Genomic DNA, 26,726 nt, shown 5'->3' with positions numbered 1-26,726 from the left:
GTTTTTGCGGAAGCGCAGCGTTGCCGCCGCTCCAACGGTCGCTGAGATGCAAAAACCGTGCCAGTTCCGGGGCCTGTGAGTACCGTGCGCCGGGTTTTGGCGGGGTTTTTCAAAGGTCTCGCGCACCGCAGCCGCCGAGGTGATCGTCCATGCGTCGAAGCCTGACAATCCTCTTTCTGCTGCTGACCGTCGCCGTGGCGACGGCCGTCAACTGGTACTCCCTCTACCTGAACGGTGAGAAGATCGGCTACTCCTACTCCAACAGCGTGCCGATCACCACGGGGGAGAACGCCGGCGGAGTATGGATCGAGAGTTACTCGACGATGCAGTTGATGCGCGACGGGCGCTCGATGCTGACCAGTTCCCGCCGCCGCGAGCTCTACAATGCAGCGGGCGAGTTGTTGAAGGCTTCGGACCACCAGCTGTCGGGTACGGAGACCACGATCATCACCGCCGCGCTGGAGGGCGGTGTGCTGGCGGTGAGCAGCACCCGGGGGGTCATCCAGGGCAAGGACTACCTCGAGGGCGGTCTGCCCGGCTCCCTGGGGACCCACTTCGTCACCGGCGGTGCGGGCCCCGGCGAGAGCGTCGACTATCGCTGTTACGCCAGCGACTACTCACGGATCATCGAGGGCACTCTGAGTCGGGGCGTGTTGGAGATCCTCGAGATCGACGGGGACAGCTTTACAGGCTACCACAACATCAACCTCCTCGACGGCGTACCCCGGGACATCTATCTGACGGCGGCGGGGGAGCTGGTGCTGATCGAGCTGCCCGGCGGGATGCGCATCCGCCCGGCGGCCGACGAGACCGCGGCGAAGGCCGACGTCGGTTGGGTCGACCCGACGGCCAGCGCAGCGATCTTCCCGACGGGCGTCATCGAGGATCCCCGCCGAACCCGGCGGCTGGTGCTCGAGGTCGAGGGCGGTCGGCGCCCGCCTGAGGGGCCTTTCCAGGTCGTGGCGGATCTCGATGACGGCCGCTGGCGGGTGACGGTGACCAACTACGCCCTCGAGGCGCCGCCGCCGGCGATCGAACCCGAGCGGCCGGAGTTCGACCGCGCCCTGGACAACCTGGCCGCCTCGCTGACCTCGGACGATCCCTACGACACCCTGGCCGATATCGCCGACTGGGTCGGCGACAACCTGGCCGAGCTGCCCGTCGGTGTCGAGCTGACGGCGCCGGAGATCTACGCCCGCCGCCGGGGCGACTGCTCGGAGCACGCCGCCCTGGTGACGGACCTGGCCCGGCGCGCCGGTTTGCACTGCCGCACCGTCGTCGGCCTGCTGTACCTGGAGGGCGCCTTCTACTACCACGCCTGGAACGAGGCCTGGGCCGACGGTCAATGGCGCAGCCTGGACGCCTATCTGAACCAACTGCCCGCCGACGCCGCCCGGCTCGGTCTGGCCTACGATCCCCGAGCCGACGAGCGCCGGTCCTTCTTCGCCGCCGTCGACGGCCTGGTCGTACGGGAGGCGGAGTGAGCCCCCGGCTGCGGGCCCTGCTCGCCTGCGCGGGGATCGCCGCGGCGGCCCTGGTTTCCGGACCCTGGCCCGTGGGCGGGTTGACCCTGGCCGCCCTGGTTCTGCTCGTCGGAAGCTCCGGCTGGCGCGCCGTGCCCCGGGCGCTGGGACTCGGGCTGTGGCTGGTGCTGCTGACCGGCGGGCTGCGCCTGGTCGCGGCGGCCCTGGCCGGCCCCTTGACGGCGACGGACTACCTGGAGGCGGGATTGTCGGCGGCTCGTCTGCTGGCCGTCTTCCTCTGCGCCGGGGTGCTGGCCGCGGCCGGCCCGGACGGGATCGCCGGCCTGGTGCCCGGACGTCCGGGACGGCTCCTGCGGCGTCGACTGGCCGAGACTTTCGCCGGTTACCAGGCGACGCTGGAGCGCGGCCGCGCACTGCTGCACGACGGCTGGCGGGTCCACGCCCGCCGGGGTCGACTGACGGCCTTCGCCCGCCGCCTGCTGGCCGCCGGTGACGAAGCGGCCCGCCGCCGGGCCGAGCTGCGAGCCGCCGCCGGGGAGCCGGGGCGATGAGCCGTCGCGTCGCCGTTCTGGCCTACCACGGCGCGGGCTTCGCCGGTTTCCAGCGCCAACCCGCCGGACGTACGGTACAGGGAGTCTTCGAGGAAGCCCTGGGACGCTTCTACGCCGAGCCGGTCGACCTCGTCGCCGCCGGACGTACCGACGCCGGCGTCCACGCCCTGGGTCAGGTCGCGGCTTGGGATCCGCCGCGCGAGTACCCCGACGAGGTGCTGGAGCGCGCCTTGGCGACCCTGCTGCCCGACGACCTGCGCCTGGTGAGCTGCCGCGTCGTTCCCGCCGGCTTCCATCCCCGCTACGACGCCCTGCGGCGCGAGTACCGCTACCTGCTGCGCGAGGGCGACGCCCTGCTGTGGCGCGACCGGGCTCTGATCCTCGACGAGACCCCGGACTGGGAGTTGATGGAGCGGGCGGCCACCCGCTTCGTCGGCACCCGGGACTTCGGCTCCTTCGGCGGCCCCGTCGGCGGTCGCGGCGGCACGGTTCGCACCGTCGACGAGTGCGGCCTCGTCCATCGTCCGCCGCTGCACTGGCTGCGCATCGGCGCCGAAGCCTTCCTCTACCGCATGGTCCGCCGGATCGTCGGCACCCTGCTGCGCCTCGGGCGGCGCCGCTGGGACGGCGAGCTGCTGGCGCGCCTGCTGGCCGGAGAAGACCCCGACCGCGCCCCCGCCGCCCCGGCCCACGGCCTCTACCTCTACCGCGTCTCCTACCCGGAGTTCGCCTACCGACCCGACCCCGGCCCGCTTGCGCAGCCCGGACCGTTGACGTAGAATCGGCGCGTCGAGACCTTACCGGGAGCAACCCATCAGGCAGCGATGCAGCCAGGCCGCCGTGGCGTTGACCTGCGCCCTCCTCGCCGGTTCCTGCGGGGCGGACGAGGAGGCCGTCGTCCCGGAACCGGACACCGAAGCCGCGCTCTTCACCACGGGGCTGGACGCCCTCCTCGCCGCCGATTGCGCCACGCTGGCCGGTCGACGGATCGGCCTGGTCGTCAACAACGCCGCCCGCAACGCCGCCGGCGAACCGGCCTGGGGGTTGCTGGCCGCCGCGGAGAACGTCGAGCTGGTGCGCCTGTATTCACCGGAACACGGCCTGGGCGCCGACCGCTCCGGCGCTGTCGGCGACACCGTCGAGCCCGCCACCGGCCTCGAGATCGTCAGCCTCTACGGCGAGCGCCGCGCACCGGACCCCGCCGGACTGGCCGATCTCGACGCCCTGGTTTACGACCTGCCCGACGTCGGCGTCCGCTTCTACACCTACACCAGTACGCTCTACCTCTGCCTGGAGGCCTGCCGGGAGGCCGGTATCCCCCTGGTGGTCCTCGACCGACCCAATCCCCTGGGCAACACCGTCAGCGGTCCCCTGCCCCCCGGCGTCGCCGACAGCTTCGTCGGCAAGCTGCCGCTGCCGGTGCGCTACGGGCTGACGCCCGGAGAGACGGCGCGCTGGATCGCCGGCGAGCTGCTGCCCGGGGCCGAGGTCGAAGTCGCACCCCTGACCGGCTACGATCCCGCGACCTATCTCGACGCACAAACCCCCGCCCCGCCCTGGCGCCCGACCTCACCCAACCTGCCCCGCCTCGCGGGCGTCGTCTGCTACCCGGGAACGGGCCTGTTCGAGCCGACCAATCTCAGCGTCGGTCGGGGGACGGAGCGGCCCTTCGAAGTCCTCGGCGCCCCCTGGCTCGACGCCGTCGGCCTGCGCGACGTCTGGACGGAGAACTGCCCCGGCGCCGACTACCGCGTCGTCGCATTCACCCCGCGGGCCCCCAGCGACGGCAAGCACACCGCGGCGACCTGTCGCGGCGTCGAGATCAGCCTCAACGATCGGGACGCCTTCGATCCTCTGCGGCTGGCCGCCTACGGCTACGCCTACCTCGGCCGCCGCCACCCCGACCGGACCCGCCCGCAAACCACCTTCCTGCGGGCCATGCTGGGCGACGACGCCTTGGGGCGTGTCTTCGCCGGCGAGCTCGAGCCGGCAGTCCTGCTGGACACCTGGGCCGCCGACGCCGCCGCCTTCGCCGAGCAGCGCCGACCCTACCTGCTCTACACCGAGACGCCATGAGCCTCGATCAGACCCTGCTGGAAAGCAACGTCCGCCGCGTCCTCGCCCACATCGAGGCCGCCCGCGGACGCTCCGCCAACGCCGCCGACCACGTCCGCCTCGTCGCCGTCACCAAGTACGTCGGCCCCGAGGTGCTGCCCCAACTGGCCGCCGCCGGCGTCGAGACCATCGGCGAGAACCGCCTGCAGCCCGCCGCCGAGAAACACGCCGCCCTCGACGGCCCCGCCGGGCTCGACTGGCACTTCATCGGCACCATCCAGTCCAACAAGGTCAACGACATCCTGGCGATCTTCTCCACCATCCACTCCATCGATTCGCTCAAGCACGCCCGCGACGTCGACAAGCGCGTCGCCGGGCAGCGACGGGTTCCCGTGATGTTCGAGGTCAACGTCGCCGGCGAGGCTTCCAAACACGGCTTCACGCCGCAGCAGCTCAAGAACGACTTTCCCGCCCTGCTGCGCCTGGAACAACTCAGACCCCGGGGCCTGATGACCATGGCCCCCCTCCTCGAGGACGTCGAGCTGACCCGGCCCGTCTTCGCCGCCCTGCGCGAGCTGCGCGACGAGCTGGCCGTCGAGCACGCCCTCGACGACTTCACCGAGCTGTCGATGGGCATGACCAACGACTACGAAATCGCCGTCGAAGAGGGCGCCACCCTGGTCCGCGTCGGCTCGGCCCTCTACGAGGGACTGCTCTAGAACTCCCGGCCCCGTAGACGGCGGGAACACTCCGCAACAGCGCCGGAACACCGCCGCCGTCAGCCCCGGAACCGGCACGGTTTTTGCGGAGGCGCACCGCCGACGGCCGCCTCGAGGGTCGCCGAGATGCAAAAACCGTGCCGGTTCCGGGGCGGGAAAGCCCGCGTCGGCTGAGCGCCGTCTCCGGGGCCGGGCGGGTCTCGGCGCTCGGAGCGAGCGACGGCGATTGCGATCATTAGTTGAGAATATCTACCACTGACAAGCAAGCCACAGGCTAGAGGGGGTAAGGCCGTGACATTCCCGTTCGCCGAGGTTTTCAGCCACATGTTCGGCGCCGCGGAAACGGCGACGCTGACCTGGGAACACTACATCATCGCCGTGATCTACTGCCTGGCGATCCTGGTTTTGGGCTTCATCGTCGCTCGGATCGTCCGCGCGGTGCTGCATCGAGTATCCCGCCACCTGGAGGCGCGTACCCGGACCAACCTGGACGAGTACGTCCTGGACTCGCTCAACAAACCGGTCTACCGGGGGCTGCTACTGGGCACCCTCTACACCGCCTGGGCCCTCTACCCCTATAGCCACTTCGGCATCGACGGTGTCGTCTATGGCGTACTCTTCGTCCTGGCGGCCCTGGTGGGTATCCGCATGGTGCTCAATCCCTTGCTGGCGATCATCCGCTGGTACGGCGAGGAGGCCGAGACCCGCTCCGGGATGCCGATCTCGACGGACTTCATCCCCCTGATCCGCAAACTGCTGACGGTCGCCGTCTACACCATCGGGGCGATCATCGTCCTCGAGCACTTCGGCGTCGACATCGTCGCCCTGGTGACCACCCTGGGTGTGGCCTCCCTGGCCGTGGCCATGGCGGCCCAGGAGACGCTGTCCAACATGATCTCGGGCTTCGTGCTGATGACTGACCGCCCCTTCCGCAAGGGCGACCGGGTCAAGATCGGCGACATCTACGGCGACGTCACCCGCATCGGTATGCGCTCCACCGACGTCAAGACCCTGGGCAACACCGTCATCGTGCTGCCCAACTCCAAGGTGGCCGCCGAGTACATCGAGAACTATTCCTACCCCGACACCACCTACCGCATCAAACTCGATCTGGGTCTGGCTTACGGCACCGATCCCAACAAGGCCCTCGAAGTGATGGTCCAGACGGCCCGAGCGACCAAGGGCGTCCTGAACAACCCCGAGCCGGCGGCCTTCTTCCTCGAATTCGGCGACTCCTCGCTGAACTTCGTCCTGCTGGCCTGGTGCGAGACCTACAGCGTCAGCTGGGTCGTTCAGAACGACCTGATGCTCAACCTCCACGCGGCCTTCGCCGAGCACGGCATGGAAATCCCCTTCCCGACGCAGACCCTGCACATCGCCCGCGACAACGGGGCCTAGGCCTCCACGGCGAAGGACGCTGGAACGACTTCCCTTTACCCTTGCCAGCGCTTGATTTATCAAGCATACTTGTAGTAGTTTGGTGGATAATTCACCATTCCCTCGTAGACCGATCCAGGCTGGAGCCGTGTGCCGCTGATTCGCGGCGTCGTCCGCAAATAAACAAGCGATGAGTCGAACGCCGGCCAACGACAACCCCTCCAAACAGGGCGAGGAGCAGATCCCCCTGCGGCTGCGCGCCGAGCTGCTGCGCTACCGCAATCTGCTCCACGACCGCCTGACCGGTTTGCCGACGCTGCCGATGGCCCTCGATGAGCTGCGGGGTATGCTCGAGGATGAAACCAGCACCGTCGGGGTGATCTGCATCGACCTGTCACGAACCCTCGGTCTGGAGAACTCCTTCGGCTGGCAGTCCACCGACGAACTGATCAAGAACCTCTCCCGGGTGTTGGAGCTGTTCAACAGCCAGGTGATGAACAGCCGGCTGTCTCTCTACGAAGAGGCCATCCGCACCGGCAGCTTCTTCTTCTTCTACCGGCGCGACGAGCTGACCGCCGAACGCCTGAAAGAAATCTCCGGCCTCGTCGAGGAGTTCATCTCCCTCTCCTCGGTCGGCCGGGAGCTGGCCGACGCCGGACTGGAGGTCAAGATCGGCTACTCGCTGATCGTCAACGACCCCCTGATCCGCTTCGAGCGTCTGGTCTACCAGGCCGTGCGCGAGGCCAAGGAGATGGCCACCGACGCCGAAAAACGCGAGGAGATGCTCCAGGACCGCGAGCTGGCCCACATCATCGCCGGAGAGCGCATCCGTACCCGCTTCCAGCCCATCCACTTCATCAGCGACCTCTCCGTACTCGGCTACGAGGCCCTCAGCGTCGGTCCCCCGGACACCGTCTTCGACGACGCCGAACGCCTGTTCAGCTTCGCCGCCCGCTCCGGCTTCTCCCACACCCTGGACCGCATCTGCCTGCGCCACGCCGTGCTGACCGCCGACAAGCAAATCGACAACGGCGCCCTGCTGTTCCTCAACACACTGCCCCACAACTTCGCCGATCCAAGCTTCCGCAGCAGCTTCGAATCCGGACTGGGCGTCGATAAGGACCACATCGTCCTCGAACTGACCGAACGCTCGGCCATCGGCGACCTGGACCGCTTCTGCAAGAACCTCGAAGTCTTCAAGCGCGAGGGCTTCAAGATCGCTATCGACGACGCCGGCGCCGGATACTCCTCCCTGAACACCATCGTCCAGCTCCAGCCCGACTTTCTCAAGTTCGACCGGGTGATGGTCACCGGCATCCAGGACAACAAAATCAAGCAGGAACTCCTGGAAACCCTGCTCGAGCTCGCCGTGCGCACCGGCAGCCGGGTCATCGCCGAGGGCATCGAAACCGCCGAGGAGCTGGAGGTCCTACGCCGCATGGGCGTAGAGTTGGGCCAGGGATACCACCTCTCCAAACCCTCCCAGCCCTACTAGAGCAGCAATCCATGAAGCGAGCCGAACCAGCCGCAGCCACCGACGACAAACTGATCCTCGTCGCCGACGACGAACCCGACATCGTCAACATCGTCGAGCTGATCCTGCGCACCCAAGGCTACCAGGTACTCAAGGCCACCGGCGGCTTCGAGGCCCTCGAACTCGCCGAGCAGCACCAGCCCGATCTGATCCTCCTCGACATCATGATGCCCGAGATGGACGGCTGGGAGGTCCTGCGACTGCTGCAAGTCGATTCCCGCACCGCCGGGATCCCCGTGGCGATGATCTCCGCCAAGGAAGACAGCCGGGCCAAGATCATCTCCATGCAGGAAGGCGCGGTCGATTACCTGACCAAACCCTTCGACAGCCGGGAGCTGCTGGAAAAGGTCGCCGCCATCCTGCGGGGCGACGAAACCGAATCGACGTAGCCGCGGCGCCCGGCGCCCCCCAAAACACCAACCTCGACGGCTACAACTAACACGCCCCGGAGTTGGCACGGTTTTTGCGAAACCGACCCGGCCCGGACGACGGCGATCGCAGGGGTTGCAAAAACCGTGCCAACTCCGGGGCGTGCCGGCGGGTGTGTCGGTCTCCGGGGCGACGGGCGCCGCCGGTTTGGAACAGTTGTATAACGCGAGGAGCAGTCGCTTTGCCTACCACCGACAGCAAGCGCAGCCGCTTTCTGGCCCGTCTGGGTCGTTTCGCCGCCCGGCGCCGCTGGTGGATCATCGGCGGGGCGGTGTTGCTGACCGTCGGCGCCGGCTACCTGGCGGATAAGCTGACCTTCCAGACCCACATGTCGGACGTGCTGCCGGCGGACAATCCCAAGGTCGAGGCCTTCGAGCGCATCATCGAGGAATACGATTCGGCCAACTTCATCACCGTCGTCGTCGAGGGCGAAGACAAGGAGTTGATGAAGGCTTTCGCCGAGGACCTGGCCCCGCGGCTGGAGTCGATGGAGGAGTACGTCCGCTGGGTCAACTACCGCACCGACGACGAGTTCATCGCCAACCACGGCTTGATGATGCTCGGGGAATCCGACCTGGTGCGCCTGGAGGGTTTTTTCGACGATCCGGACCTCGTGACCCATCTGACGGCGCTCAACGATTCGCTGGAGTCGAGTTATATCGGCGAGGGGGTGGCCGATCGTGAGCGGGAGAGCGAGGCCCTGCTGCGCATCGATGGGATGTACAACTTCGCCTGGCTGACGGCGGACTACCTCCTGGGAGAGGAAGACGACCCGGCCGGGGAGGTCGCCGCGGAGGCCGTGCGCGACATGTTCCTCGGCGAGCCCTACATCTTCAGTCCGGATTACCAGTTCCTGCTGCTGTGGATCCAGCCGACCTTCAACGTCGGCGACGTCGACTATCTCTACCGGGCCGTCAATGATATCGAAGCCGCCGTCAAGGCGGCGGCGGACACCGAGCCCTACGCGGGGAAGCTCGAGGTCGGCCTGGCCGGCTCTCTGGCCCTGCAGCGCGACGAGATGGACGCCGGGATCGGCGACATGAAGATCTCCAGCATCGTCGCCCTGGCCCTGGTGCTGCTGACGCTGATGTTCTTCTTCCGCATGCTGACGGCGCCGCTGATGGCCGCCGTGCCTTTGGTCTTCGCCATCAGTTGGACGGCGGGCGCGGTCTTTCTCTACTCCGGCAACCTGAACATGATGTCGATGTTCTTCTCCCTGTTCATCATCGGTCTGGGCATCGATTACGCCATCCACATCATCGCCGGGGTCAACGAGGCCCGCTCCGAGGGATTGGACGTCGGCGAGGCCCTGGCCGAGGGTCTGCAGCGTTCGGGAACCGGGATCATCACCGGGGCGCTGACCACGGCGGCGGCCTTCTTCGCCCTGTTGGTCGGCGACATGCAGGGCGTCCAGGACATGGGTTTCGTCAGCGGCGTGGCGATAATCTTCGCCCTGCTGGCCATGCTGCTGCTGCTGCCGGCGCTACTGGCCGTCCGGGAGAGAATCCGGGAGAAACGGGGCAAGAAGCCCAAGCTGGGCGGCTCCGCCGTGGAGTTCCGTGTGCTGGGGCGCCTGGGCCGGGCGATCAACCGGCGTTCCTGGATCTTCGTCGCCGTGGGCGGGGCCCTGTGCGGCTTCCTGCTGTTCGCGGCCCTGAGCTGGAGCGAGTTCGACTGGAACTTCTACAACCTGGAGCCCAAAGGCCTCAAGTCCATCGAGCTGGCGCACATGATCGAAGAGAAATTCGACCTGTCGCCCGACTATTCCCTGGTGGTGACCGACACCGTCGATGAATCGCGCCGGGTTTACGACCAGCTCAAGGACAAGGGTTACGTCGGTGATGTTGACTGCATCGCCCGCTTCATCCCCACCAGCGCCGAGTACGAACGCCGCTCCGCCGTGCTGCGCGACTACAATGAACGCATCCGGAGCTGGGAGACGCCGCCGTCCCTGCCGCCGGATTCGCCGGCGCCCGCCCGGCTGGCCGCCGAGCTGGAGCGCCTGCACCTCAACCTGCTGGAGATGCGGACCCTGGCCGAACTGGGCGGCCAATCCAAGCTGCAGACCCGCTGCGCCGACTACACCGACTACGGCGCCGCGGATGGAGGGCCCTTGGAGCTGCTGGCCGCCGAGCTGCGCGACGCATCACCCGCGGTAATCGAGCGCTACAACGAACTCAGCGAGCCCTACTACCGGGAGCAGCGGGCCTGGATGCTGGGCTCCGGTCCCGAGGCCGGCTTCGCCAACCCGGGCCCGGTGGCCCTGGACGACCTGACTCCGGACATGCTGGCCCGTTACCAGGGACACAGCCGCAAGGAATTCCTGGTCACCATCTTCCCCCGCTTCGACCTCTGGAAGTCCCAGGAGAACCTCAACACCTTCGTCGAGGGCGTGGAGCAGATCGAGCCCGGCGCCGTCGGCGTCGGCCCCCTGTTCCACACCATGATGGACCAGTTCACCGAGGACGGCGTTCAGGTTTCCCTCTACGCCCTGGGGGCCATTTTCCTGCTGCTGCTCATCGACTTCCGTAAGTTGCACACCGTCATCCTGGCCCTGCTGCCCCTGGCCCTGGGTGGGGTGATCCTCTTCGGCACGATGGCCCTGTTCGGTATCAAGATCAACTTCATGAACTACTTCGCCCTGCCGTTGATCCTGGGCATCGGCATCGACGACGGGGTGCACATCATCCACCGCTACCGACGGGAGCGCGATCTGGCCGCCGCCGGCCGGGCCGTCGGCGAGGGCTCACCGATGGAGCGCACCCTGTCGCGCACCGGCCGGGCGGTGATGCTGACCAGCATCACTACGGGGATCGGTTTCGCCTCGATGCTCTTCGCCCGGATGCAGGGCTTCGCCAGCATGGGACTGTCGCTGACCATCGGCGTCGTCGCCTGCTTCCTGACCAGCACTCTGCTGCTGCCGGCGCTGATCAAGGTCCTCGAGCGCCTGGGCCTGAAGGTCTAGCCGGTTGCCGCGTTGCGCCGCCATCGACGATCCCGCCGGGGGTGAGGCGATCTTGCTTCTCGGCGGCCCCACGGCAGCGGGCAAGGGCGCCGTGTCCCGGGCTTTGGCCGATCTCGTCGACGCCGAGCTGGTGCTGTGTGATTCGGCCAAGGTCTACCGCGACCTGGGGGTGGGGGCGAACAAACCCACGCCGGAGCAGCGCCGGCGCCATCGGTACCACCTGCTCGACGTCTGCGGGCCCGAGGAGCGCTTCAGCGCCGGGGAGTACGCCCGCCTCGCCGGCCGCGCCCTGGCGGAAATCCGCCGTCGCGGTCGACTGCCCGTCGTCGTCGGCGGTACCCTGCTGTTCGCCGCCGCCCTCTTCGACGGTCTCTGCCCGGCGCCGCCGACGGATCCTACCGTGGCGAAGGAACTGGAGCGGCTGAGCGAGGCCGAACTGCGCGGCGAGTTGCAGCGGGTCGACCCCGCCGCGGCGGCCCGGATCACCCCCCACGACCGTCAACGCCTGGTGCGGGCGCTGGCGGTCTGGCGGCAGAGCGGCCGCAGCCTGAGCGACTGGCGCGCCGCCACTCCGGTTCCCGACCACGGGACCCCCGTGGCGCGCTTCGCCCTGTTGCGACCGCGAGCCGAGCTGTACGAACGCATCAACGAGCGCACCCGGCGGATGTTCGCCGGCGGCCTGCTCGAGGAAACGGCGGCGTTGCTGGAACGGGGCTTGACGCCGGACAGCCCCGCCCTGGGCGTCATCGGCTACGCTCAGGCCGCGACCCACCTGCTGGGCCGCCTGGATTACGAGGAAGCCGTCGAACTGACGGCCCGGGCCACACGGCGGCTGGCCAAGCGCCAGCTCAGCTGGCTGCGCTCCGACGATCGGTTCCACCGCCTGACCGCCGCCACCGGGGAAACACCGGCGGCGCTCGCCCGGCGATTGCTGGCCGGGCTATCTTCTTGACGATCAAGGGCTAGCTCTGATAAACTTCGTCCCTAACCTTGCCCCGTATTGAACGAGCCCGCGTTGAGGTTTTTCGAGTTGAAAGGGGATACGATGCGCCTGAGTCGCCCTTTAGCGCTGCTCGCCGTGCTGAGCCTGTTGATCGCCGGTTGCGGTCTCGACAGCACCGAGCTCAAGATCCGAATCGTCACCGCCGACAACATGCGAACCTTGGCCCAGGCGATCGACGAAGTCGTCGCCGCGGGCGGGGACGGTGTCAGCGTATTGACCGACCTCCTCGATTATGACGCTGTCGAGGATCTTTACCTCGACAACGTTTCGGGCGCCGAGGAACTCGATGACGAGGAGCTGTTGGCCGAGGTCAACCGCATCCGGATCGCCGCGGTGCGCGGCCTGGCCGAAATCGGCTCCGCTTCCGCCGCCAGCCCGCTCCACGAGAGCGCCTACGGCGAAGGCGGCGCCGGACCGAGCGATGAAGACGGCCCCATCGCCGAGCAGAACGCCCGCTTCCGCGAGGAGGTCATCGCCGCCCTGGGCAATCTCAACGTGGTCGAGGACGAGGACCGGATCGAAGTCCTCACGATGCTCGAACACGGCGTGGTCGATCCCGATCCCGGCGTGCGCAGCGCGGCGGCCGGCGCCATCGCCAATCTGCACCTGTTCAAGGCCAACCTGTCGCTGAACCAGCTCAGTCGTGACGAGGTCCCGGCGGTCCGCGCCGCGGCCGTCCAGGCCATCACCACCATCGCCGGCTACTACCAGGACGCCCACTTCGAAGCCCTGCGGCTGAAGGACGAGGAGGCCGCGGAACTGGCCCTCGGTAAGTACGAGACCCTGACCGAATCGACCCAGAGCATCCTCCTCAAGGCCCTCGACGACCACGAACCCGCGGTACGCATCGCCGCGGCCCGCGGCTTGCGACGCTTCGACGACCTCGCCGTCATCGAGCCCCTGGTGGAGCGCCTCGACGACGCCAACGAACGCTTCCGCATCGCCGCCCTCGAGACCCTGACCCAGTTCACCGCTCCCGAGTTCGTCAACGAGACCGTCGCCCAGTGCGGCGAAGAGCTCACCGATCGCGGTCCGGCCAACGCCCAGAAGCGGATGATGGCCGCCCTCGTCCTGGGACGCCTGTCCCGTGGCGTCGAGCAACTCGTCAAGGCCCTGGAGTACGAGGACGAGTTCTGGTTCGTCAAGCTGCAGCTGATCAACGCCCTGGGCAACATCGGCGAAGAGGGCCACCTCGACGTTATCCGCGAGTACCTGGACGACCCAGACCTCGATGTCGCCAAGGCCGCCGTAATGGCCGTCGGTCAGTTGGGAGCTCAGGCCGACATCGCCGAACTGATCGAGCTGTCCCGGGATAATCCGGCACTCGGCCCGTCGATCATTCAGTCACTGGCCGAACTAGCCGCCGACGAGGACCTACTCATCTACCTGGAGGATGACGAGACAGAGCAGGTGCGCCTGCTGGTCCTCGCCTCCCTAGGCCTGCGCGCCACCCCCGACCGCGAAGCCCCCGACGAAGTCGTAGCCATCCTCGCCGACAGCGCCAGTCTGGAGCTGGTGAGCAAGGCCGTGGAAACCCTGGCCGGATACGATTACACCGGCGACACCGACGGACTCGTCTTGCTGTTCAACCGTGAGCCCGATTCCTTCGACGACTACGCCGCCGCCAACGACGACGCCGAAGCCCTGACCCCCGTCCTCGACAGCCTCTACTCCCTGCGGATCCAGGCCACCCGGATGCTGCTGCAGCTCGACGACAACCGCACCGGCCTCAGCTACTTCATCGACCAGCTCGAATCCGACAGCGAGGGACGCCGGATCCTGGCCATCGAAGCCCTGGGCCGTATCGGCCATTCCCGGGGCGTGATGCCCGTCGTCGACATCCTCAACGATCCGACCTCCAACGTGCGCTGGGCCGCGGCGAACGTCCTGGCCGACTTCGCCGATCAACGCACGATCAGCTTTCTGACCCGCAACCTCGGCGAGGGCGACGTCTGGACCAACGTGGCCCTGATCGACGCCCTGCTGTCCATCGGCGACAAGAACACCCTGGCCGTCGCCGTCGATCTGCTGTCCCGCGAAGGCACCGCAGCCGAGACCAAGCTGGCCGTGCTCAACTTCGTCCGCCGGCTGCGCGACCGGGGCTTCAACGACGACCTCGCCGAGCTCCTCGGCGAGGACCAGCACCCGATGGTCAGTTTCAACGCCGCCCAGCTGCTGGCCGGCTTCGGCGACGAACGCGGTATCAACTTCCTCGCCGAGGCCCTCGATTCGGACGAACCCGTCGAGCGCTTGCCCCACCGTCCCGCCGAAACGCCCTACGAGTTCGGCCTGCGTCTGCTGGCCCGGGAACTGACCGGAGCCGGCAGCGAGATCCAGCCCGAGGTGCCCGACCTGCCGACGGTCCCGGCCTGGACCCTGGCCATCGACCGTCTGACCGAAATCGAGAGCAACAAGCTCTACTCCCTGCTGGCCGAAAAACTCACCGAAGACGACAGGCTCCGCGGGCGCTTCCTCGATGTCTACAACGGCGAGATCGCCACCCTGACACCGTACTACGACTCTACGGCCTTCGAGTCCTTCGCCCCGCTGCTCCTCGAGCCCGACACCGAGCTGCGCCGCATCGGCATCCAGGTGTTGAGCTGGATCGGCGACGCCACTTCGCTCAATCGTCTGGTGGCCCATCTCGACGAGGAACCCGCCGACGCTCCCGCCGTCATCGACGCCCTGGCCGCCAACAACGCCAACACCCGCCTGCGCGAGCTCTTCCGTACCGCGGAAGAGCCCGTACGCGTCCTGGTGGCCCGCTACATGGCCGGTCGCGAGGACAAGCGCATGGTCCTGCTCTGGGGCCAGATAGCCACGGCCACCCCCGAACAGGAACCCAGCCTGGCCGTCCGCTGGGAGGTCCTCGATTCCCTGGCCGCCGACACCACCGGCGTGGGCGACGCCTACCTGCAGGTCCTGGTCGATAACACCGCCGAACTCTATCCGCCCGAACTCTCCGCCGCCGCCGCCGCCGCCCTGGCCGGCGAGCCCCTCCCACCGGTTCCAACCGCCGAGGAACCCGCCCTGGCGACGGCGGAAGAGACCGCGGAAGCGGGTGAAGCCGAAGCGGGAGAAGCCGAGGACACCGCGGTCGAAGAAGCAGCCTGACGCGCCGGCTCCTCAGCAACAGCGCAAACTCCTGCAAAACCGCAGCTATCCCGACTACCAGACCGCCCCTAGGGGCGGTCTGGTTTAGGCGACCGCTCCAGCGATCCCCCCGCCAGGCCGGGAGTAGACCGACGACACCCCGGCGCCCGGCGTACCTGTTGATTAAGCCGGCAAAGGATGATATAATACAATGGTACTTTTATTCGTCGACCCTTTCACTAAATCCTCCGGATCTTAGAAAACAATATGTCCCCGAAGAAAAAGGGCGTCCTCTTCCTGGTCGGCACTCCGATCGGCAACCTGGACGACATCACCGCCCGGGCCGTGGAAACCCTGCGCCGAGTGGATGTCATCGCTTGCGAGGATACCCGTCGCACGCGCAAGCTGCTCTCCCACTACAAGATCAACAAGAAACGCCTGTTGCGCTGCGATCAGCATATCACCTACGCCGTCGGGCGCGAGCTCGTCGAGCTGTTCAACCAGGGCATCAACATCGCCTACGTCTCCGACGCCGGCATGCCCGCCATCAGCGACCCCGGCACCGCCCTGGTCCGGCTGTGCACCGACAACGGTATCGACGTCGTACCCGTCCCCGGACCCAACGCCGCCGTCACCGCCCTGGCCATCTCCGGCTTCTCCAGCTCCAGCTTCATCTTCGAGGGCTACCTGCCGCGCAAGCCCCAGGAACGCCTGGCCCGCATCCAGCGCCTCAAAAGCATGGAGATGCCGATCGTCGTCTACGCCTCGCCCCACCGCATCAAGCGCATCCTGGCCGAAATCGCCGCCGAAACCCCCGACCGCGAGGTCGTCATCTGCCGCGAGATGACCAAGATCAACGAGGACATCCTGCGCGGAACCTCCGAGGAGGTCAATCTCGAACTGGACGAGGACCGCACCCGCGGTGAGTTCGTCCTCGTCGTCGACCGCGCTCCGGAGAGCGAAGAAAACCGCTTCAAGATGGACAACATCCCCAACGACCGCATCGAGCGGGCGCTGCGGGTCTGCATCCAAAACTTCGAGATGAGCTCCAACGAGGCCGCCAAGGTCGTCTCCGCCCTGCTGGGCATCCCCAAGCAGGAGATCTACCACCTGGCTTCGATGATCCCCAAGCAACGCCCGCCACGCTAGGGGCCGACTCTCCAACGAACCTCCCCAAGCAAGAGATACCCCACCCGGCCTCGCTACTCATCAAGCAACGCCCGCCACGCTAGGGGGCAGCCGCCGCTTTCATGAAAACAAACGGGCCCACGGGCCCGTTTGTTTTCACCAGCGACAACCCGACCCGGGGCGGTTGAGCCCCCGGCCGCAGTACAACCTAGAAACGACAACCGGCCCGACCCGGACGGCGACATACCGCAACAACCAATCGTCCGGGCCCCGTTTCTCCCGCCCGCGCCCGCCTCAACCCCCCGGCGCGGCCATGAAGCCGGGTAGCAGATAATGGACCAGCAGCCCGACAGCGATCGCCGGTACCGTGGTCACCAGGGTGGCCAGCAGGGCACTCTTCTTGTGCAGGCTGATCAGCGGGAACAGGGCGTCGCCGTCCTGGGAGAGGACGTTGGCCAGCAGGGCGGCGAAGGGTACGGCGCCGCTGATGAACAGGCTGGTGATGACGATCTGCGGCCCGCAGCCCGGAATCAAACCGATCAGCGCCGCACCGACGACGGCCCAGGCCCCGGCGCCCCGGACCAGCTCGGTAACGTCGACGCCGCTCCAGGCCTCGAAGGCGTAGAAGACGAAATAGGCCACGGTGACCCAGACGACGACGAAGGCCGTGTCCTCGGCGTTATGGATCAGCATCTCCCGGCCGCTCTGGGCCTTCTCCTCATCCTCTTCGTGCGTGTCGTCGCGGAGGAACTTGCGGGCGAAGATCATCCACAACAAACTGACCGCCGCGCCGACGACGCCCAGAGTCTCGAAGAGGGGAAAACCGCCGAACCAGCCGTCGATGGTCGCCGGATCGAAGCGGAACAGCTGACTGAGCACGGTGAAGACGAAGCCCACCAGGAACAGCCCCCAGATCAGCCAGTGCAGGTTGTGGGTGATGCGGTAGAACAGGCTTTTGGGACGGATGTGCGAGCGCTTGTGCAGCGCGGCGACCAGCTCCGGCGGCTCGCTGTGCTCGAAGCCGGACAGCAGGCAGACCCCGGCGCCGTCCAGGGCGGCGGCGTGTTCGCCGACGGCGGCCAAAGCCTGCTTTTCGCGCCCCTTGAGCAGTCCGTGGCCGATCCCCAGGGCGTCGACCAGATAACCCGCCGCCACCCCCACAGCGAAGCTGATCCCGTGAATCACCAGGGCGTGACCGGGCAACTGGCTGAATATGACCCAGGAGCTGTCGCCCATCGTGGCCAGCAGGGTGGCCACCACCGTGCTGAAACTGACCGTGCCGTTGATGTAGAGCGGCATCATGAAGATGGCCCCGCCACAACCCGGGATGACGCCGAACAGCGCGCCGAAGAGAGGCTGCCAGGCGCGATGACGCCTCATCGCCCGCACGATGCCCCCCGAGGTGCGCACCTCGAGCCAGCCGAAGACGAGCAGCATCACCGCCACCCAGGTGCCGACGCTCATGAAGCTGTCAACGGCGGCGGTCTTCAACACCTGCAACAATTCGCCGAAAAAACCATCCATCGCTCGAGTCCACCCCGAAAAAGGCCTCGCACTGCATGACCACAGTATTGAAAGCAAACGGCCGCTGCGTCAAGCGGCCCGTTGAAAAACGACGTTCCAGCCGTACCGCACACTCACGCGGCTGCGCCGCCGGAACTGGCACGGTTTTTGCATCTCGGCGACCGTTACGGCGGAGGGTAACGGTCCGCCTCCGAAAAAACCGTGCCAGTTCCGGCTCGGGGGCCGGCGGGTTGCGGCGGTGCCGGAGGCGTCGTTTTTCAACGGTCGGCCGGACCGCAGGGAGTTAGTCGAGCAGCCGCAGTTCGACGCGCACCACCCCGGCCTCGATCATCCCCAGCTCCCGGGCGGCGGCGTAGGCGAGGTCGATGATCCGGCCCTCGACCCAGGGGCCGCGGTCGTTGATGCGCACGACCACGCTGCGGCCGTTCTCGAGATTGGTCACCCGGACCCGGGTGCCGAAGGGCAGGTTGCGGTGGGCGGCGGTGTGGGCGTACATGTCGAAGGGTTCGCCCGAGGCCGTCGGTCGACCCTGGAAGGCGTCGCCGTACCAGGAGGCCCGTCCGACCTGGTCGACGCCGCCGTTTTCGGGACGTCTGCGGTAGCAGCCGGCGGTGAGTGTTAAGCTGGTAAGTAGCGCGACCACGATAACGACGGTGGGTATCCGGTTTCGCATTCCGCTGTCTCCTAGGGTGAATCGAGCAGTTGGAGGGCGGCGGCGGCGATGGTCTCCGGCGGCAGTCGTTTCAGGCAGTTGTGATGGTCCAGGGGGCAGCGCCGGGGCGGCCGCAAACGGCAGGGCCGACATTCCAACCCCTCGAGTCGGACATGGTGATGGGGATGGGCGGCCGGGGCGCGGAAACCGAAACGGGGGTCGGTCGGTCCGTAGACTGCGACGACGGGGGTCGACAGGCAGACGGCCAGGTGCAGGGGGGCGGAGTCGTTGCAGATGACGAGATCGGCGGCGGCGATGAGGGCCTTGAGCCGTCCGAGATTGAGGTCGACGGCGGCCCGGCAGCCCGGCACCTCGCTACGCAACGTCTCGACCTGCTCCCGTTCGGCCGCCGAGCCGGCGGCGAGCAGGCCGCAGTGCCGTTCATGGACCAGCATCCAGCCCACCTCGGACCAGCTCTGGGCGGGGTAGCGCTTGCTGGGCCAGACGCTGCCCGGAAAACAGATCACCAACGGACGCGGCAGTCGTTCCAACTCGGCTGCGGCCCAGCGGCGGTCGGCGGGATTGACGCCCAGCCGTCCGTTGAGGTCTGGCGGGACTTCGATGCCCAGGCCCCGGGCCAGGTCCGCCATCCGCAGCCCCTCCCAGCGGCCGAGCAGGTAGTCCACCCGTCGATTAAAGCACAGCCGAGCCAAACTGGTGAAGTGGGGGCGCAGGCGGCGGTCGGCGAAACCCGGCGGCCAGGGCGGCCGCGGCGGACGGTAGCCGACGCGCAGCGGTGTGCGGCTGTGGAAGGCCAACAGGGCGCTGCGGGCGCTGCGGTGGGGCACCAGCACGGCGTCGTAACGGCCGCGCAGGGTCCGGGCGCGGCGCTTGAGTCCGGCCAGGCTGCGGTCGCGGCGCTTGTCGTAGGTCAGCACCTGGTCGATATCCGGTGAATCCTCCAGCAACTCGGCGGTCTGCGGGATCACCAGGGCGTCCACCGTCCAGCCGTTTTCGGCCAGCAGGCGCGGCAGCGGCGTCGTCAAGGCGACGTCGCCCAGGAAGGCGGTGTTGATCACCAGAGCGCGGCTGTTCTCTTCGGCGACCATGGGATGATTATAGCACGCCGCGCGCCGGCGGACTATGCGCGCCCCGGTCGGAGCCGCCCAGATTCAATCAGGGATAAGGGCACGCTTCCGGAGCGGCGGCTGCGGTCAGCTCAATTGGAGCAGGCGTGTTTTCGGGCCGTTTTCCGGTCGGGGAACCGCTTGGGCCGCGGCAGTCGAGGAGTGCACGAGCGGGCACGTTATCCAGCAGCGCCCCCGGCTCTCGCGGGGACAACGGAAAAACCTTGTCACCCGGGTTTTCTTATACTAGTGTAATAATCTGTGGATAAGCCTCTTTCGAATTTTACAGTTTTCGCGCTTTTCCTGGAGGTCAAAATGAAGAAACTGTCCATTCTCATCCTTCTTGTCTGCCTGGCGACGGCCGGCGCCCAGGAGAGACAGATCATCGCCGTCGACACCGAGGATGTCGTCGGCTTGTGGACCTCCCTGACCCTCGACGACCTGGGATATCCACACATCGCCTATCAGAAGACCAACCCGGATTGCGAATTGCGCTATGCGTACTGGGACGGCGCCCAGTGGGTCATCGAGATCGTCGACGACGAGGGCTTTCCCGGCAAGTACACCTCGCTGGCCCTCGACTCCCAGGGTCGCCCGCACATCTCCTACTTCGCCGAGGACCCGGTGGATATGCGCTACGCCCATTGGAACGGCGCCGAGTGGGTCATCGAGACCCTCGAGGCCGACAACTCCGCCGGCAGCCACTCCGACCTGGCCCTGGACTCCAACGACTACCCCCACCTCATCTACTACGACATCGGTCTGGGAGCGGTCAAGTACGCCCACTGGGACGGCGTCGACTGGACGATCGAAACCGTCGTCGACGGCGGCTACATCGGCCTCGACGGCCACATCGCCCTCGACTCCAACGACCTGCCCCACCTCGTCTTCCAGAGCTACGGCATGGGCGCCGACTACTATCACTGGGACGGCGCCGCCTGGCAAACCGCCACCCCGGCCTACGGAACGATGCTGACCAACTACGACATCGCCGTCGACTTCAACGACAACCCTCACTTCGTCTACAACGACGGCGATGAAAACGCGCTCTGCTACGCCTATTACGACGGCGCCGCCTGGCAGACCGAACAGGTCACCACGGAGCTGCAGATGGGCCTCTACAGCTCCCTGGTCCTCGACGAGAACGATTACCCCCACGTCGCCCATTACGACAACGAGAACGACGATCTGGTCTACACCTGGTGGGACGGCGCCGCCTGGACCAGCGAGATCCTCGACGAGGAGGACGTCGTCGGTAAACACACATCCCTGGCTCTCGACGAGAACGACAACCCCGTCGTCAGCTACTTCGACGCCGGCGGACTGGACCTCAACTTCCTCTGGACCAACAACCCGCCGCCGCCCTTCAGCCTCCTCGGCCCCGAGGACGGCTCGATCTTCGAAACCTGGCCCGAGGTCAGCTGGGAGGAGGTCGTCGACTTCCCCGCGGTCGGCTACGCCCTGCTCTACTCGACGGACCCCGACTTCAGCACTTACAACGAGATCACCGACCTCGACACGACCAACTACACCTTCTCCGGCGACGAACTGGTCATCGGCCCCCTCTACTACTGGAAGGTCCGGGCCACCGACGGCTTCGCCGAGACCATCTCCAACGAAACCTGGAGCTTCCAGGTCTCGCCGACCTTCCACCTCCTCTCCCCACCCGACGGCCAACAGGTCCCCGACTGGCCCCGGGTCGACTGGGAGGACCTGCCGCTGGCCGTTAGTCCGACCTACGATCTGTGGTTCTCGACCGAGCCCGACTTCGCCCCCCACCAGACCATCACCGGCCTGATCAACTCCGAATACCAGTTCGGGCCCCTCGAACTGCGGCGCGGGCTGACCTACTACTGGAAGGTCCAGGCCTGGCAAAGCAGCAGCAGCTTCTGGTCCGCCGAGACCTGGAGCTTCACCGTGCCGCCCGATCTGAGCACCCTCGAGGCCGAACTGACCTCCACTCTTGCCGACGACGGCGTCCTGTTGAGCTGGACCGTCGAGGGCGGCAGTCCCGCCGCCGTGCGCCTGCTGCGCAACGATGGCTCCGGAGAACCCGCCTACGTCGGTCCGTCCTTCGACGGCCGCGTCACCCGCTACCTCGACCGCCGCGCCGACGCCGGACACAGCTACAGCTACTGGCTCGAGCTGACCATGCCCAACGGCAACACCCGGCGCTTCGGCCCCACCGAAGAGCTTCTCGTTCCCGAACCGGAGCTGATCTTCAGCCTCGAAGAGCCCTGGCCCTGCCCCGCCGTCGAGAGCGTCAGCCTGGCCTTCACCCTGCCCGAGGCCCGTCACGTCAGCCTGGCCGTTTACGACCTGTCCGGCCGCCGGGTGGCCCAGCTGACCCGGGGCGAACTCGGCCCCGGACGCCACCAGTTGACCTGGGATTGCTCCGGCGAGTCCGCCGGGCTCTATCTGCTGCGCCTGGAGAGCGAAAACCGCGCCCTCAGCCGCCGGGTGGTCGTCGGTCGCTAAGGTGCCGTTGCCATTACCCACCCAGGGCGGGGGCCATGGCCCCCACCCTGGGTTTTTAGACGCAATCAACGGCTGGGATGCATACCCTCTCCCCCGGGAGGAGGGCATCGCCGACTGGTCAGTGGGAGGAGAAAACGGCAACCCACGTAGGCGGCGGAGCTTGAGCCCCCCGCCGTAAACCGATAACCCCGTAAGATGGGGACTCTGTCACCACCGCGGCGACACGCCGGGGATTCAGCCCACGGGACATCCAATGTGATGCTGGATTATTGCTACACCAGCGAGATACCCTAGGAGCGGCTGTCCCCAACCACACGCATTACATAGCGCCAAACGGGATAACACCGCCCACAACCCCGGGCCGGCGCATTTCTTGCCCGAGGTCGTCGACCGACGACCTCGGGAATGCAAGAAATGCGCCGGCCCGGGGTTCGCAGCGATGGAGTTGCGCCTTGCGACGAAAACCCCCGCCACGGGGGTCCGCGGGCGAGATCAACACCCCGCCCCGGCCTTCATTATCCCGGTCGGGGTATTCAAGGCCTAGACCGGCAGGATGTGGTGATACAGCTACGGCGGAGTCGCTGGACCCCGCCGCTCGCACTGAAGCCCGCAAAGGGAGCGCTACTAGCCCCCGTCGCCGTCGTCCTTGACGTAGGTCGGATACTCGAGAACCTCTTCTTCGCCGCGCAGGGCGCGCAGGGCAGCCGCGGCCAGGGCCCCCATCTCATCCTGTCCGGGGTAGATCTTCAGCGGCGCGATCCAACCGGTCCAGTCGCGGATCCACTCCATCATGATGTCGCCGTAAGCCAGGCCGCCGGTCAGGGCGATAGCGTCGACCTCGCCCTTGAGTGCCACGGCGACGGCGCCGATGTAGTAGCTGATCTGGTAGGCCATGCCCTTGAAGTACAGCTCGGCCTTCTTGTCGCCGGCCAGGACCATGTCCTCGACGTCCTTGGCGGAGTTGGTGCCCATGTAGGCCACCAGGCCCCCGCCGCCGGTGAGCGTCTTCTTCAGCTTGCCCAGCGGGGTGCCGTTGCGCGCCTCGCGATAGACCCAGTCCATCAACGGGAAGGTGGGCAGGGTTCCGGCGCGCTCCGGGGTGTAGGGACCGTCGTGGAGTGCGTTGTGGGCCTCGATGGCCCGGCCGCCCTCGAGGGCCACGATCGAGATGCCGCCGCCGAGGTGACCGATGATCAGGTTGAGCTCCTCGAGGGGCTTGCCGAGGTCGGCGGCCGTCCGGCGCGCCGTGGCCTTGACGTTGAGGCAGTGGAACAGGCTGACCCGGGGGATGATGGTGTGGCCGGAGAGCCGGGACAGGGGCGGGAACTCGTCGACGGAGGGTGGATCGCAGATGTAGCTGGGGATACCCAGGTCCCAGGCGATGCCGTAGGCCAGGGCGCAGCCCAGGTTGCTGGCGTGCTCGCCCAGCACCCCCCGGCGGCCGTCGTTGATCATCTGCTGGTTGACGGCGTAGGTGCCGCTGATGACGGGCTGGAAAAGTCCGCCGCGTCCGACGACGGCCGAGAGCGTCGCCGGGTCGAAGCCGAGCTCCTCGAGGAACTCGAGGATGATCTGCTTGCGGAAACCGTACTGGTCCCAGACCCGCTCGAACTCCTCGAGCTCCAGCTTGGAATGGCGCAAGGTCTGCTCGTGGAGCAGCTCCTCATCGCCGTAGACGGCGACCTTGGTCGAGGTCGAGCCGGGATTGATGACCAGGATGTGGTGTTCGGGCATCGTCTTCTCCGCTTTCGCCGGGGTGGGCAAAGGGTGACCAGACAACGCGCCAAGGATACCACAGCGGCCCGCCGAGCCGCCAGACCCCTGGTCGCGCCGGATCGTTCCTGCTATTCTATTACTGCAAGCTTGACGGGAGAGTAAAGATGAAACTGGTGCCGCTGATCCTCTTACTGGTCGTGCCACCCGTGCCAGCCGGCAGCATCCACGTTTGCGATTCCAAGTACGACGCCGACGTGTTGGTCTACGTCGTCGATTCGAAGTACAACGCCGACCTGCTGGTCTACGTCGTCGACTCCAAGTACGACGCCGATGACGACGACGGCTTGTGGTACTTCGTCGAGTCGAAGTACGACGCCGACGTCCAGGTTTACTACGTCGATTCGAAGTACAACGCCGAGCTGCTGATCTACTTCGTCGATTCGAAGTACAACGCCGGCTGGGAGGGCGGTCACGCCTGGCAGGGCCGGTTGCATTGAGGTTGTGACTCGCCCCGGCGGCCCGGAGTTTTGTCGTATGACGAAACTCCAATGCTGCGCAGTAGTACCAGAACAAGGTTATTGCATTGATGTAAACAACCCGGCCGGTCTGCGGCCAACCGGACTCGGGCACGTCGTTGCCCTCCTCGCGGATCAGGTAGCGCGCCAGGGCCTGGGGGCCGAACTCGGCCTGGGCCGCCCGCTGGAAGGTCCAGCCCAGGGCCGAGGCGCCGACGCCCATTTGCCCGGCGTAGGCCCGGAGAGCCGGCACGACGACCTTCTTGCGCCGGTCCGGGATGTGGATGTCCAGCTCCGTCCCCGACGCGAGGTCCAGGTGGTCCACGCCGAAGCGGTCCTGGTTCTGATAGTAGACCAGGTCGGCAAGATAGGGGCCGCCGCCGTGTCCGCCGCTGTTGTTTTACCGAAGAGCAGTGGGCGGTGCTGCAGGAGATCTACGTCTTCGAGGAAGACGTGGTCGAGGCGTTGAGCTACTGGATAAAACCGCAGGATCACACACGATCATGGACCAATCAGGCTGCTGTTGGGGTAGTCTAGCCTGCCGGGATCGTTTCGTTGGTTGAATCGGAACTCCATCTCCCTGATGAAGAGCCTGAACTTGTGCTTGAAGCAGCCATGGTCGGATATTAGCCGGCGTTTGGCGTAGCCCCGGAAGTGCTCGAGGCCGTTGCTTGCCGCCAACCAGGGTCTTATCGTGGTTGATGCGCCTGTGATGGAAGCTGTTGAATGAGACAGCTTGTAATAGGCCTTCCAGCCGTCGGAGTAGACGCTCGAGTCCAGCTCGGCCTCTCGATCCGCGGCGATACGCTCGCCAATGATACGATAATTCTTGGCGACCGTATTGGGATGGACGCCGACCCTCTTGGCCGCTCGGGCCGCGGTTGCTTCAAGCCACAACAGCGCGGCAATCAATTCACGCTCTTTTTCTGAAAGCCCACGGCGAGCCCGTTTATAGGTGAAGCGCTTGCGACAGCGCTTACACATCCGCCGCCCGTCGCCAAACCTCTACTGATAGCGAAAGTTACACTTCGCACACTTGACGTGCCTGTCAGGATTACTCTTTGATCCGGCGGCCACAGCGCCTCCTTTACTTGTGGCTTGAAAGCATCCTGGTAACTCTCGTGACTACAAGACAATCACAATATATGATGATCCATAAGCGTTAAGGTATCCCTTGCTTAATCTCGGGACGCCAGACGAGTACGCGGACGCGCTCGAAGCCTCCCAGGCGATCTTCACAACGTTTTCCGAAACGAGTGGCACGATCGGCGACAAGCTGTCGACGATGACCCCGAAGCCCGAAGAGCGCAACGAAGTGGAAACGTTTCTTTGGGATCGCTTTGTCCAGGTCTCCTGCTTTGTGGGAGTTAGCCTGCAAATCTTTAGCTGGTAGCGCCGCTGCGCCGGGCGAAGGGCGGAGGGAACACTCAACAGACCGCGCGACGATGAACAAGCCCTGGTCGTCCTCACACCAACGCGCGCCGACCCACCGTAAAACCCCGCCCCGCAGCGCAGCAGGGCGGGTTTACGATCGTCACACATCCTTTTCGCGAACCTCATCCCGCAGGAGCGCCTGACAGCGGTGGGGCGATCAGCCCTTGGCGGGCGGCTTGAGTCTTTCTCGACCAATACGGACACGGGCGGGGCACTTGGTGCCCCGCCCGACGCTTCTGTGACGGCTTGACCAGCAGATTCCGGCCGGCAGCCCGTCCCTCTCGAACCGCGAGGGGGCCCTACCCGCCCCGGACCTTGAGCCTACCCCAACTGGAGGTTTGGACCCCGGGTCCGGATTCGTGGTATTCGATGACCAGCTCGGGTCGCCAGTCGGCCTGGGGATGGTCCGAGGAGGCCACGCCGGGCCACTCGCCGTAGATCTGGAAGTCGTTGGTCACCAACAGTCCATAGTTGGGTGATGCGCCGGCGACCCACTCGGCGATCAGGTCGCGGACATCGAAGATTACCGGACCAGCCTCGCCGAGCATATAGGCTTTGGCGTAGATAGCGGGATCGTAAGTCGGTAGCGTGTTATAGGTTACGGCGTCCTCCTGCCAGTCCTCGGTCAGGCGCTGGATTGTCCAGCCCGTGCCGGGCTGATAGACGGCATAGTGGTAGAGGGTCAGGACGGCTGCATCGACGACGATGTCATCGGGGAGGTCGGCCAGATCAAACCTGATCAGCCCGTAGCTCCAGGGGTTTCACCCGACGGGCCAGTCGGTCAGCAGAAATTCCGCGTCGCCGTTGTTGTCGTCGGGGTTGTCGGTGTTGACCTCGGCGTCGACGCCCTCGGAGCCGGGCTGCAGCACGAGGGTCTCCGCCGTCGCCGTGACGACGAGGAGCAGGATGATATAAACGAGGGTTCTTCTCATATACAATCTC

The 26,726-nt window shown here is 66.4% G+C and carries 21 protein-coding genes; 14 read left to right on the top strand and 7 right to left on the bottom strand.

Going from position 1 to position 26,726, the window contains the following annotated elements:
* Positions 1–149 precede the first annotated feature (149 nt).
* From GF399_07480 to rsmI, 12 genes are all read left to right on the top strand, one after another.
* On the top strand, positions 150–1,484 hold the full coding sequence (locus GF399_07480) for a hypothetical protein (protein ID MBD3400157.1): 1,335 nt from the start codon (positions 150–152) through the stop codon (positions 1,482–1,484).
* On the top strand, positions 1,481–2,035 hold the full coding sequence (locus GF399_07475) for a hypothetical protein (protein MBD3400156.1): 555 nt from the start codon (positions 1,481–1,483) through the stop codon (positions 2,033–2,035). The genes GF399_07480 and GF399_07475 overlap by 4 nt, the downstream gene beginning before the upstream one ends.
* Positions 2,032–2,814 (top strand): tRNA pseudouridine(38-40) synthase TruA, encoded by a 783-nt coding sequence (gene truA, locus GF399_07470; protein ID MBD3400155.1) that lies wholly within the window; start codon positions 2,032–2,034, stop codon positions 2,812–2,814. The genes GF399_07475 and truA overlap by 4 nt, the downstream gene beginning before the upstream one ends.
* Before the next feature lies 1 nt (position 2,815).
* Complete coding sequence (locus GF399_07465; GenBank protein ID MBD3400154.1) at positions 2,816–4,111, top strand: DUF1343 domain-containing protein; 1,296 nt, start codon at positions 2,816–2,818, stop codon at positions 4,109–4,111.
* Positions 4,108–4,809, top strand: coding sequence for a YggS family pyridoxal phosphate-dependent enzyme (locus tag GF399_07460; protein ID MBD3400153.1), 702 nt, complete (start codon positions 4,108–4,110; stop codon positions 4,807–4,809). The genes GF399_07465 and GF399_07460 overlap by 4 nt, the downstream gene beginning before the upstream one ends.
* Before the next feature lie 291 nt (positions 4,810–5,100).
* On the top strand, positions 5,101–6,207 hold the full coding sequence (locus tag GF399_07455; GenBank protein ID MBD3400152.1) for a mechanosensitive ion channel: 1,107 nt from the start codon (positions 5,101–5,103) through the stop codon (positions 6,205–6,207).
* A 169-nt stretch (positions 6,208–6,376) separates the two neighbouring features.
* A complete protein-coding gene (locus GF399_07450; GenBank protein MBD3400151.1) occupies positions 6,377–7,681 on the top strand; it encodes an EAL domain-containing protein in 1,305 nt (434 codons plus the stop codon).
* An 11-nt stretch (positions 7,682–7,692) separates the two neighbouring features.
* A complete protein-coding gene (locus GF399_07445) occupies positions 7,693–8,109 on the top strand; it encodes a response regulator (protein ID MBD3400150.1) in 417 nt (138 codons plus the stop codon).
* Positions 8,110–8,330: 221 nt separating this feature from the next.
* Positions 8,331–11,114: an MMPL family transporter gene (locus tag GF399_07440; protein MBD3400149.1), complete on the top strand. Its 2,784-nt coding sequence runs from the start codon at positions 8,331–8,333 to the stop codon at positions 11,112–11,114.
* A 4-nt stretch (positions 11,115–11,118) separates the two neighbouring features.
* Positions 11,119–12,066: a tRNA (adenosine(37)-N6)-dimethylallyltransferase MiaA gene (gene miaA, locus GF399_07435; protein MBD3400148.1), complete on the top strand. Its 948-nt coding sequence runs from the start codon at positions 11,119–11,121 to the stop codon at positions 12,064–12,066.
* Positions 12,067–12,159: 93 nt separating this feature from the next.
* Complete coding sequence (locus GF399_07430) at positions 12,160–15,231, top strand: hypothetical protein (protein ID MBD3400147.1); 3,072 nt, start codon at positions 12,160–12,162, stop codon at positions 15,229–15,231.
* Between the two features lie 246 nt (positions 15,232–15,477).
* Entirely contained in the window at positions 15,478–16,359 is an 882-nt protein-coding gene (gene rsmI, locus GF399_07425; protein ID MBD3400146.1) for a 16S rRNA (cytidine(1402)-2'-O)-methyltransferase, read from the top strand.
* 273 nt (positions 16,360–16,632) lie between these two features.
* Here rsmI and GF399_07420 read toward each other — a convergent pair whose 3' ends face one another.
* From GF399_07420 to GF399_07410, 3 genes are all read right to left on the bottom strand, one after another.
* Positions 16,633–17,862 carry a hypothetical protein gene (locus tag GF399_07420; protein MBD3400145.1) on the bottom strand — a complete coding sequence of 410 codons (1,230 nt, stop codon included), beginning with the start codon at positions 17,860–17,862 and terminating at the stop codon, positions 16,633–16,635.
* Between the two features lie 283 nt (positions 17,863–18,145).
* The gene (locus tag GF399_07415; GenBank protein ID MBD3400144.1) at positions 18,146–18,535 is read right to left on the bottom strand and encodes a septal ring lytic transglycosylase RlpA family protein; all 390 of its coding nucleotides are present in this window, start codon (positions 18,533–18,535) and stop codon (positions 18,146–18,148) included.
* Between the two features lie 11 nt (positions 18,536–18,546).
* Positions 18,547–19,623, bottom strand: coding sequence for a hypothetical protein (locus tag GF399_07410; GenBank protein ID MBD3400143.1), 1,077 nt, complete (start codon positions 19,621–19,623; stop codon positions 18,547–18,549).
* A 333-nt stretch (positions 19,624–19,956) separates the two neighbouring features.
* Here GF399_07410 and GF399_07405 point away from each other — a divergent pair, with 333 nt between their 5' ends.
* The gene (locus tag GF399_07405; GenBank protein ID MBD3400142.1) at positions 19,957–22,119 is read left to right on the top strand and encodes a T9SS type A sorting domain-containing protein; all 2,163 of its coding nucleotides are present in this window, start codon (positions 19,957–19,959) and stop codon (positions 22,117–22,119) included.
* A gap of 624 nt (positions 22,120–22,743) precedes the next feature.
* On the opposite strand, the gene buk is transcribed toward GF399_07405, so the two are convergent.
* Positions 22,744–23,853, bottom strand: coding sequence for a butyrate kinase (buk, locus tag GF399_07400; GenBank protein MBD3400141.1), 1,110 nt, complete (start codon positions 23,851–23,853; stop codon positions 22,744–22,746).
* A gap of 146 nt (positions 23,854–23,999) precedes the next feature.
* Between buk and GF399_07395 the strand changes: the two genes are divergently transcribed.
* Positions 24,000–24,332, top strand: a complete 333-nt coding sequence (locus tag GF399_07395; GenBank protein MBD3400140.1) for a hypothetical protein — start codon at positions 24,000–24,002, stop codon at positions 24,330–24,332.
* 519 nt (positions 24,333–24,851) lie between these two features.
* On the opposite strand, the gene GF399_07390 is transcribed toward GF399_07395, so the two are convergent.
* From GF399_07390 to GF399_07380, 3 genes are all read right to left on the bottom strand, one after another.
* Positions 24,852–25,334 (bottom strand): hypothetical protein, encoded by a 483-nt coding sequence (locus GF399_07390; GenBank protein ID MBD3400139.1) that lies wholly within the window; start codon positions 25,332–25,334, stop codon positions 24,852–24,854.
* 749 nt (positions 25,335–26,083) lie between these two features.
* The gene (locus tag GF399_07385) at positions 26,084–26,527 is read right to left on the bottom strand and encodes a DNRLRE domain-containing protein (GenBank protein ID MBD3400138.1); all 444 of its coding nucleotides are present in this window, start codon (positions 26,525–26,527) and stop codon (positions 26,084–26,086) included.
* Positions 26,528–26,545: 18 nt separating this feature from the next.
* Positions 26,546–26,716, bottom strand: coding sequence for a hypothetical protein (locus GF399_07380; protein MBD3400137.1), 171 nt, complete (start codon positions 26,714–26,716; stop codon positions 26,546–26,548).
* Positions 26,717–26,726: the final 10 nt, after the last annotated feature.

The organism is Candidatus Coatesbacteria bacterium (assembly GCA_014728225.1).
Taxonomy (GTDB): Bacteria; RBG-13-66-14; RBG-13-66-14; order RBG-13-66-14; family RBG-13-66-14; genus WJLX01.
Note: the sequence above shows the minus strand (reverse complement) of the source record. Positions and strands in the feature narration are given on the sequence as shown.

What these genes read in the sequence shown, in the direction of transcription:
- buk (MBD3400141.1), bottom strand. Translation starts at nt 23,853, where the DNA reads ATGCCCGAACACCACATCCTGGTCATCAATCCCGGCTCGACCTCGACC.
- GF399_07410 (MBD3400143.1), bottom strand. Translation starts at nt 19,623, where the DNA reads ATGGTCGCCGAAGAGAACAGCCGCGCTCTGGTGATCAACACCGCCTTC.
- GF399_07380 (MBD3400137.1), bottom strand. Translation starts at nt 26,716, where the DNA reads ATGAGAAGAACCCTCGTTTATATCATCCTGCTCCTCGTCGTCACGGCG.
- GF399_07480 (MBD3400157.1), top strand. Translation starts at nt 150, where the DNA reads ATGCGTCGAAGCCTGACAATCCTCTTTCTGCTGCTGACCGTCGCCGTG.
- GF399_07430 (MBD3400147.1), top strand. Translation starts at nt 12,160, where the DNA reads ATGCGCCTGAGTCGCCCTTTAGCGCTGCTCGCCGTGCTGAGCCTGTTG.
- GF399_07445 (MBD3400150.1), top strand. Translation starts at nt 7,693, where the DNA reads ATGAAGCGAGCCGAACCAGCCGCAGCCACCGACGACAAACTGATCCTC.
- GF399_07395 (MBD3400140.1), top strand. Translation starts at nt 24,000, where the DNA reads ATGAAACTGGTGCCGCTGATCCTCTTACTGGTCGTGCCACCCGTGCCA.
- GF399_07420 (MBD3400145.1), bottom strand. Translation starts at nt 17,862, where the DNA reads ATGGATGGTTTTTTCGGCGAATTGTTGCAGGTGTTGAAGACCGCCGCC.
- GF399_07415 (MBD3400144.1), bottom strand. Translation starts at nt 18,535, where the DNA reads ATGCGAAACCGGATACCCACCGTCGTTATCGTGGTCGCGCTACTTACC.
- GF399_07450 (MBD3400151.1), top strand. Translation starts at nt 6,377, where the DNA reads ATGAGTCGAACGCCGGCCAACGACAACCCCTCCAAACAGGGCGAGGAG.
- GF399_07390 (MBD3400139.1), bottom strand. Translation starts at nt 25,334, where the DNA reads ATGTGTAAGCGCTGTCGCAAGCGCTTCACCTATAAACGGGCTCGCCGT.
- truA (MBD3400155.1), top strand. Translation starts at nt 2,032, where the DNA reads ATGAGCCGTCGCGTCGCCGTTCTGGCCTACCACGGCGCGGGCTTCGCC.
- GF399_07460 (MBD3400153.1), top strand. Translation starts at nt 4,108, where the DNA reads ATGAGCCTCGATCAGACCCTGCTGGAAAGCAACGTCCGCCGCGTCCTC.
- GF399_07405 (MBD3400142.1), top strand. Translation starts at nt 19,957, where the DNA reads ATGAAGAAACTGTCCATTCTCATCCTTCTTGTCTGCCTGGCGACGGCC.
- rsmI (MBD3400146.1), top strand. Translation starts at nt 15,478, where the DNA reads ATGTCCCCGAAGAAAAAGGGCGTCCTCTTCCTGGTCGGCACTCCGATC.